The sequence below is a fragment of the Mesorhizobium sp. M4A.F.Ca.ET.020.02.1.1 genome (assembly GCF_004022645.1).
In the GTDB taxonomy this organism is placed as follows: Bacteria; Pseudomonadota; Alphaproteobacteria; order Rhizobiales; family Rhizobiaceae; genus Mesorhizobium.
Window position 1 is genome coordinate 1 of record NZ_RZOI01000193.1, and the last position, 8,674, is coordinate 8,674.

Annotated in this window: 9 protein-coding genes; 1 reads left to right on the forward strand and 8 read right to left on the reverse strand. The window is 65.3% G+C overall.

Features of this window, described 5'->3' with window-relative positions:
- The 7 genes from EN742_RS14560 to EN742_RS14590 all read right to left on the reverse strand — a co-directional run.
- Positions 1-145 (reverse strand): shikimate kinase (locus EN742_RS14560; protein ID WP_281034961.1); only part of this gene is annotated, 145 nt, incomplete at its 3' end.
- A gap of 56 nt (positions 146-201) precedes the next feature.
- Entirely contained in the window at positions 202-1,188 is a 987-nt protein-coding gene (locus EN742_RS14565) for an ABC transporter permease (RefSeq protein ID WP_127406601.1), read from the reverse strand.
- On the reverse strand, positions 1,185-2,165 hold the full coding sequence (locus EN742_RS14570; protein WP_126059028.1) for an ABC transporter permease: 981 nt from the start codon (positions 2,163-2,165) through the stop codon (positions 1,185-1,187). Before EN742_RS14570 ends, EN742_RS14565 begins: the two co-directional genes overlap by 4 nt.
- A gap of 13 nt (positions 2,166-2,178) precedes the next feature.
- Positions 2,179-3,723, reverse strand: a complete 1,545-nt coding sequence (locus tag EN742_RS14575) for a sugar ABC transporter ATP-binding protein (RefSeq protein WP_128332950.1) — start codon at positions 3,721-3,723, stop codon at positions 2,179-2,181.
- 80 nt (positions 3,724-3,803) lie between these two features.
- Entirely contained in the window at positions 3,804-4,928 is a 1,125-nt protein-coding gene (locus EN742_RS14580; RefSeq protein WP_127406989.1) for a sugar ABC transporter substrate-binding protein, read from the reverse strand.
- Positions 4,929-5,235: 307 nt separating this feature from the next.
- Positions 5,236-6,264: a LacI family DNA-binding transcriptional regulator gene (locus EN742_RS14585; RefSeq protein ID WP_127406988.1), complete on the reverse strand. Its 1,029-nt coding sequence runs from the start codon at positions 6,262-6,264 to the stop codon at positions 5,236-5,238.
- Positions 6,265-6,412: 148 nt separating this feature from the next.
- On the reverse strand, positions 6,413-7,585 hold the full coding sequence (locus EN742_RS14590; protein WP_128332951.1) for an MFS transporter: 1,173 nt from the start codon (positions 7,583-7,585) through the stop codon (positions 6,413-6,415).
- Between the two features lie 230 nt (positions 7,586-7,815).
- Between EN742_RS14590 and EN742_RS14595 the strand changes: the two genes are divergently transcribed.
- Positions 7,816-8,103, forward strand: a complete 288-nt coding sequence (locus tag EN742_RS14595) for a DUF3175 domain-containing protein (protein WP_127406057.1) — start codon at positions 7,816-7,818, stop codon at positions 8,101-8,103.
- Between the two features lie 12 nt (positions 8,104-8,115).
- Here the strand turns inward: EN742_RS14595 and EN742_RS14600 are convergent.
- Positions 8,116-8,674, reverse strand: a 559-nt coding sequence (locus tag EN742_RS14600) for an FCD domain-containing protein (protein WP_148670106.1), incomplete at its 5' end; no start/stop codon positions are given.

Below are 8,674 nucleotides of genomic sequence, written 5' to 3' on the forward strand. Positions count from 1 at the left end.
GCAATTCGTCGGTGAGCGGTTCACCGCTTGCCATGCGCGCCACATTCTCGGGCGGATGCAGCCTGTCGCCCTCGACGAATGCTGTACCCAGCGCCGCCGCCAGCGCCTCGCCGACCGCGGACTTGCCGCAGCCGGCAACCCCCATCACCACGATGGCCAGCGGCGTCTTGGTCGCCGGCGGTCCCGCTTTTTCGATCACGGTCAGCGGCTCGCCGGGGCCCGGCCGTAGAGCAGAAGCATGACCACGATGACCACGCCGTAGATGATCTGCCGTCCTGCCTCCGGCATCTGCATGACCGAGAGGATGGACTGCAGAAGCGTGATCAGGATGACGCCGGCGACAGTGCCCAGATAGGAACCGCGTCCACCAAGGATCGAGGTGCCGCCGAGCACCACCGCCGCGATCGACGGCAAGAGATAGGCATCGCCCATCGACTGCGCCGCCTTCGAAGCGTAACCCGCCAAAAGCACGCCGCCAAAGGCCGAGAGTCCGCCCGAAACCGCGAAGGCGACCATCACAACGCGGCGTGTGTCAATGCCCGAAAGATAGGCGGCGCGCTCACGGTTGCCGATGCCGTAGACGGCGCGGCCGAAGCCGGTACGGGTCAGCACGAAGACCATGGCAGCGCCGATTAGCGCCCAGATGATGACGGCGTTGGGCACCGCCGGAATGGCAAAGCCGGTCGCCAGGTAGCGCATGGCCGGCGTTGCCGAATCCTGCGGCGAGAAGCCCCCCGTGTAGACCACCATCAGCCCTTGCGCGACGGCGTTGGTGGCCAGCGTCACGATCATCGAGGGGATGCGCAGATAGGCGACGCCGATGCCGTTGACGACGCCGATCGCGATACCGCAGACAATGCCGAAAGGGATGGCAAGCGCCACGCCGACCGGACCGTAGGCCGCGGCCGCGGCGGCCATCATCGCGCCGACCGCCACCGACCACGGCACCGACAGGTCGATCTGGCCGAGCAGGATGACCAGCATCATGCCGGTGGCAATGACGCCGAGGAACGACGCCACTTTGAGCTGCTGCAAGAGATATTCCGGCGACAGGAAGCTGCGCGAATAGAGGCTGCCGAGAAACAGCAGCAGCACGATGCAGGCGAAGGCCGTGATAACAGCCGGATCGGCGCGCCGGATGAATTTCGGCATGCGCCCGGCGATGCCGCCGATGGTCGTTTCGCTCACAGGAACCACTCCAGCCGGTTGCGGACCCTGAACAGGGCGAAGGCGCCGAGGCTGACCGCGATCAGGAGGATGACGCCCTGGAACAGCGGTTGCCAGAGCGGATCGAAATCGAAGACGAACAAAAGGTCGCCAATGGTGCGGAAGGCGAGTGCGCCGAAGATCGCGCCGATGGCGCTGCCCTTGCCGCCGAACAGCGACACGCCGCCAAGCACGACGGCCGCGATGGAAAACAGCGTATAGGCATTGCCGCTGGCATAGGCGGCGTCGCCCGTATAGGTGAAGAAGGTCAGGAACAGCCCGCCGATCGCGGCAAGCAGCCCGGCAAGCGCGTAGGCGACGAATTTCCCGCGCCGGATCGGCACGCCCGACATGTAGGCGGCGGTTTCCGAGGAGCCGGCGGCGTAGGCCGCGCGGCCAAGCTCCGAGCGGCTGAACGGCACCCACACGATCAGCACCACGACCGCCAGCGCGACCAGGCTCGCCGGCGCGACGCCGAAGAAGCGCCCGGTCAGGAAATCGGCAAGGTCCTCATTGACCGAACCGCCCGGAAACGGCCGCAGCAGCAGTGCGAGGCCGAAATAGACGGCGCCGGTGGCGATGGTGGCGACGATCGGCTGCAGCCGCCCATAGATGACGATGGCGCCGTTGATGGCGCCGCAGACGAGCCCGGTGCCGAGCACCGCGACGACGCCGAAGGCGGTCTCGAGGCCGGTGCCGATGACCAGCCAGGAAGCCAGGCAATTGGTCAGCGTGAAGATCATGCCGACGGATAGATCGATGCCGGCCGTGATCACTACCAGGGTCTGCGCCATGGCGACGAAGGCAAGCAGCACGCCCTTGTTGGCGGCCGTCTGCACGACATTGGCGGTAAAGCCCGCCGGGTGGTTCGCGCTGTAGATCGCGAACATGGCGACGAAGATACCGAGTGCGAGCAGCGTTCCGCGTTGCTCGGCCAGCCAGTAACGCCAATCCTTCACGCTACGATCCCCTTCATGCGCCCTCTCCCTGCATCGGACCGGCGCCCTCGCCGTGGATATTGAGCGCGCTGGCGATCAGCGCATGCTCGGTGATCTCGGAGCCGACCAGCTCGCGCTTGACCGCGCCGTCATAGAGCACGAGCACCCGGTCGCAGCAGCCGATCAGTTCGTCATAGTCGGTCGAATAGAACAGGATCGCGGCCCCGGCGTCGGCGAGCTTGCGCATCAACTGGTAGAGTTCCTGCTTGGTGCCGACATCGATGCCGCGCGTCGGGTCGTTGAGCAGGACGATGCGCGGCTGCCGCATCAGCCATTTGGCGATGACGACCTTCTGCTGGTTGCCGCCCGACAGCGCGCCGACCGGAATGTCGAGGCCAGCGGTCTTGATCGCGAGCAGCTCCACCATGTCGTCGATCAGCCGCTGCTCGGTCGCGCGGTCGATGACGCCGGCCTTTGACAGCCGGTCGAGCGCCGCGAAGGAAAGGTTCTCGCGCACCGTCATCGGCAGCATGAGCCCCTCGGTCTTGCGGTCCTCGGGGATGAGCGCCATGCCGATGCGATCGTCACGCGCGGCTGAAGGACTGGCGATGGAAACCGCCTTGCCGTCGACCAGGATCTCGCCGGCAAGGCCGCGCAGCACGCCGAAGAAGGCAAGCAGCAACTCCCGCTGGCCCTGACCGTCGAGGCCGCCGAGGCCGACGACCTCGCCCGCCCCGACGGTGAGCGAGACATTGTCCAGCCGATCGGTCCAGCACAGGTTGCGCGCCTCCAGCACCGGGACGGCGGCGGCGTGCCGCGCCGGCTTCGGCGGGAAGATGTGGCTGTATTCGCGTCCGATCATCAATTCGACGACTTCGCTGTCGCTCTTCGAGCCGGCCGCGTAGCTGGCGACGTTGCGGCCGTTGCGGAAGACGGTGCACTGGTCGGCAAGCTCGGCGATCTCGTTCATCCGGTGCGAGATGTAGAGCAGCGCCAGCCCCTCTTCCCGCAGCCTCTTCAGCACGCCGAAGATCTTGGCGACATCGGTCGCGGTCAGCGCCGAGGTCGCCTCGTCGAGGATCAGGATGCGCGGCTTGCGGGCCAGCGCCTTGGCGATCTCGACCATCTGCCGGCGCGACAGCGGCAAATCCTTCACCAGCGCCAGCGGATGGATGTCGGAAGCACCTGCGCGGGCGAGCGCCTCTTCGGCGATGCGGCGCTGCGCCTTGCGGTCGATCAGGCCGAAACGCTTCGGCGGGTCGGAGATGACGATGTTGTCGGCGACGCTGAGTTCCGGGATCAGCGACAGTTCCTGGAAGATGCAGACGATGCCTGCCTGGTTGGCCGCCGCCGGCGAGGCGAAGCTCACCTCGCGACCGTCCAGCATCATGCGGCCTTCGTCCGGCGCGACGACCCCGGCCATCACCTTGATCAGTGTCGACTTGCCGGCGCCGTTTTCGCCGAGAATGGCGTGGATGCTACCGGCCGTGACCGTCAGCTCGGCCTTTTCCAAGGCACGCACGCCGCCATAGCGCTTGGATATGCCTTCCATGCGAAAGAGCGGAACCGCGCCGTCCATCAGCCCTCCGAGGCAATTTCTATCGACAGATGGCAAGCAGCCGGAGCCGCGGGAGATGCCCGCCGCCCCGGCCGGTCAGACTACTTGTTTTCCTTGGTCTGGCCCATGATTTCCTGCGCGGTGAAATTGATCCCGCAGGTCGGGAAGGAATTGCCGACGAAGAAATTGTCGGACTGATCGGGGAAGTAGTCCTGGCCTTCCTTGAAGTTCGGATCCTCGACGATCGCCAGCGGCAGTTTCACCGATTGCGGCACGACGTTGCCCTCGAGCGCGGAGATCGCCGTCTTGATAGCGACCGCCACCTGGGCGGGGCCGGTGCCGGCCGACAAGCACTTCAGGCCATCGGCCGCGTGCGCCGCGCAGAACTTGCGGAAGCCGTTTTCGGTCTCGCCGCCGAACGGCACGAAAGCATGCTTTGCATCGATCATCGCCTGTACGATGCCGGTGTCGCCGCCCTGGCCGGTGATGCCGACGAACGGACCGTTGGTGGCGATGGCGTCGGCGGTGACCTTCTGCGCTGTCGGATCATCCCATTTGCCGGCGACTTCGGTGACGTCCCACTTCTTGCCCGAAGCGTCCAGGACCTCATGGATGCCATTGTGGCGATCGGTGTCGACCGAGGTGCCGGCAACACCGCGTACTTCCAGGATCTTGCCGCCATCGGGTATATGGCTGATCAGCCACTTGGCCCACAGTTCCCCGAGGCCCTTCTGGTCGACATTGACGTTGATGGCATCCTTGGTGTCGAGGATGTTGTCGAAGGCGACAAGGACGACGCCGGCTTCCTTGGCGCGCTTGATCACCGGCCCGAAGGCCGTCGGGTTCTGGGCATTGACGACGATCGCATCAAAGCCGGAATCGATGAAGTTGTTGATCGCCGAAATCTGCGCCGGCACATCCTCGCCGGTCGATACGACCTTGAATTCCTTGAGCTTTGCCGCGACGTCCTTCTGCGCGGCATAGGCCTTGGCCGTCTGGATCATCTGGATGCGCCAGGTGTTGGCGATATAGCCGTTGGCGAGCGCGATGCGGTACGGGCCCTCCTTCTTGGGGAATTTGAAGAACTGGGTATCGGCCGCCCACGGCGCGAAGCAGTCCGGCTCCGCGGCCGGTCCCTTGACGATTTCCGGCTCGGCGATAGCCGATGAGCTCAGCATAACGAATGCAGTGGCGGCAACGATGCCACCAACAAGTGACTTGATCATCGATATTCCTCCCGATTGCAGTTCTGCCTGATGCTGCGTGGTTCTGGCGCCCGTCCACACCCGGCGAAGCCCTCCAGCCTTGCCCCATGACGCCTACCAGGGTGGCGGTTTGCCACCCGATGCCCCCTCCTCCAACTCCCTCAAGGAGAAAACAAAGCTAGCATATTATACATAATAAACAAGCATGAGCTGTCGCTTATATATAATAAACAGACGCTGGCCTTGCTTTGAATTTCCGCACGAAACATTTGGTAGCGCTACCATGACGCAGTGTAAACCGGCATTTGCACAGTCGCTTCTGCGTGTTTCAACGTGCTGTGCTCTCGCGGCGCATCAGCTCGAAGCCGAGGTCGACAACGCGCTGTCGCGGCCTCTCTCCCGCGATCGCCGCCAGCGCCATGGCGACTGCCTGGCGGCCGATTTCATAGCGATGGGTGCGGATGCTGGTGACCGACGGAAACGCTGCTTGCATCATGTCGAGATCGTTGAAGCCGACGATGCCGATGGTCTTCGGAACCGCGATAGCGGCGCGATGGCATTCGAACAGGACGCCAAGCGCGATATCGTCATTGTTGCAGAATACCCCGTCGAGCGCCGGCATCTTGGCCAACGCATCGCGAAAAAGCTCACGACCGAGCGTCACGCTGGACAGCAGTGGCGTGGTCGTCACCAGCCGGGGGTCGAACAGGCCCGCCGCTTCCATGGCGGCGCGGTAGCCGGCCAGACGCCGCTGCGAACGCGGGTCCATGCGGGCGCCGATGAAGCCGATCCGCCGGTAGCCCGCCTCGACCAGGTGCTCGCTCGCTACCCGGCCGCCGTCGAAATGGGAAAACCCGACCAGCATGTCGACCGGATCGGGACCGGTCTCCATGACCTGAACCACCGGGCAGCCGGCAGTCTCCAGCAGGCGGCGCGAGGTTGGAGTCTGGTCGATGCCGGCCACGATCAACGCCGCCGGCCGCTGCGGGGCAAACACCTGCAGCAGGCGCTCCTCTTCGAGGCCGGAATAGTGGGTGTTGCCGAGCTGGATGCGGAAGGGGCTGTCCGACAGGCTGTCATAGATGCCGCGCACAACTTCGGCGAAAACGTTGTTGGTGAGCGACGGCACCAACACGCCGAACACCTCGGCGCGGGCCGAGGCCAGCGCCCTTGCGTTCGGGTCGGGAACATAGCCGAGCTCGTCGACGGCGGCCTGGATCTGGCGGCGCAGGTCTTCCGAAACCCGCCCCGGTTCGCGCAGCGCCCGCGATACGGTGATGGCGCCGACGCCGGCCTTGCGCGCCACGTCGGCGATGGTCGGGCGGCCGCCGCCGCGGCGCGAGCGCGGCTTGATCACCGCCCTGCCCTCGATGCCGCGCCATCAGCCAGGCTGGGCCGCGAAACGATGGTGTTTGTCGGTATCGCCATGCCAGTCCCTCGCCGCGCCATCTGGCGTCGCGCAGCCTGCCGCCCTTGTCAAGCGACCGGCACCGTGCGGCCCGCCATCAGGCCATCGCCAGGGGACTGCGCCGGGCCTTCCACATCAAGAGGAGGATGGCCGCCAGATTCACCAGGTTCCAGGCGATGCCGTTGACGAAGGCCGCGGCATAGGAGCCGGTGAGGTCGTAGATCCAGCCCGACATCCAGCCGCCGACCGCCATGCCGAAGATGGTCGCCATCATGACGATGCCGACGCGCTGTCCAGCCTCCCTTGCCGGCATGTAATCGCGTATGATGATCGCATAACAGGGCACGATGCCGCCTTGCGACAGGCCGAAGACCAGCGACACGACATAGAGCGAGGCAAGCCCGTCGAAGGGGATGTAGAACAGCAGTGACAGGCATTGCAGCACCGAGCCGAGCAGCAGCGTCCTCACCGCGCCGATGCGATCGGCAAGGAAGCCCGAGCCGATGCGGCTGGCGACGCCCGCCGCCAGCATGATCGAGAGCATGTCGGCGCCATGCGCCATGCCATAACCGAGGTCCATGCAATAGGCGACGATGTGCACCTGCGGCATCGACATCGCCATGCAGCAGCCGAAGCCGGCGACGACGAGCAGAACCTGCAGCGCCGCCGGCGACAGCGAGATCGGCCGCACCGGACGGCCGCCGGCAGTGCCGGCCATCGCTTCATGCGGAGCGCCGCGCCGAAGCATCAGCACCAGCGGCACCATTGTGAGCAGGCAGACGACGCCGATCGTCGCATAGGTGAAGCGCCAGCCTTCCGCCCTCATGATCGTCGGCATGATGAAGGGCCAGACCGCCCCAGCGAGGTAATTGCCCGATGCCGCCACCGTCACCGCGACGCCGCGGCGCCGGTTGAACCAATGCGAGATGTCGGCGATCAGCGGACCGAAGATCGCCGACGTCCCGACGCCGATCAGAAGCCCTTGGACCAGGGTGAAGCCGAGGATCGAACTGGTGAGCGAGGCGAGCAGGAAACCGGCGCCGAGCGCCGTCGCGGAGACCAGCGCCGGGATCCAGTAGCCCATCCGGTCGATGGCGCGGCCGACCAGCACATTGCCGGCGGCAAAGCCGACCATGGTCGCGGTATAGGGCATCGAGGCCGCGGCGCGGTCGACGCCGAACTCCGCCTGCACCGCCGGCAGCACCACGACCACCGCCCACATGCCGACACCTCCGATCGTTGCCAGAACCACCGAGATGGCGAGCCGCATCCAGGCATAGGCGCTGTCGATGTCTGGGCTCTGGGCGCTGCTGGAGAAGGTGGTGACCAAGGCGTTTCCTGTCCGCGGTGTTCTTGAGAGCTAGCGGTTCGGCTCCACTATTCGGCGCATCGGCGGGCATCGAGCAGCGCCACGACAGGCAAATCCGTCGCTCCAGAAGCAAGGATCCGGCGGGAACAGACATCTCCGCGTTGAGTTTCCATCATGAAAGGAGTGCTGCCATGACCGCGAAACGAAAATGGTCGGCCGAAGTGACCGGGCACAGCGACGCGATGGATCTCGAGAAGCATGTCTTCGAATCCAACGATGCCAAAAAGATCGCCGCCTCGCTCAAGCGATCGGCCGAGCACAGCGACCGGCGCAAGTCCGAGCCGTTCCAGTCCGCCATGTCGATGCTGAACTTCTACATCAACCGTGCCGGCAGCAACCTGCCGGCGGAACGCAAGCGAGTGCTGGAGAAGGCCAAGGGCGAACTGCGCGCCGCTTTCGGCCGTCCGAGACAGGACTAGTTCGATCGCGGGCTATCTCGACTTTATGACCTCGTCGGTGTTAGCGAGCAGCTTGCGCACCGCATTGCGCGCCGCGTCCGGCCTTTGCAGGCGGATGTTCTTCTCGATCGCCTCATGCAGCTTCTGCGCATGCTGCAGGTCGTCGACCTCTCGCGTCGTGTAGCTGAACAGGTGATCGAACGCGGATTCGATCAGCACGCCAAGCGGCACCAGCAAGTCGTTGCCCGAGGCCCTCAGGATCGCGAGATGGAAGCGCGTGTCGGCGCGCGTCCGCTCCTGCAGGGTCGGTGCCTCGCCCATCTCGCGGCAGGCCTGGCTGATCTCGGCCATCTGTTCTTCGGTACGCCGCATCGCGGCGAAAGCCGTCGCCTCCGGCTCGATGATATGGCGGAATTCCTGCACCGTCTTCAGGAATACCTCGCGGTCGGGCGAGGTCGCGTACCAGGCAAGCACATCGCGGTCGAGCAGGTTCCAGCGCTCTTTCGGCTCCACCCAGCTGCCGATCTTCGGACGCGATGCCAAAAGGCTCTTGGCCATCAGCATCTTGATCGCCTCGCGCACGGCCGAACGG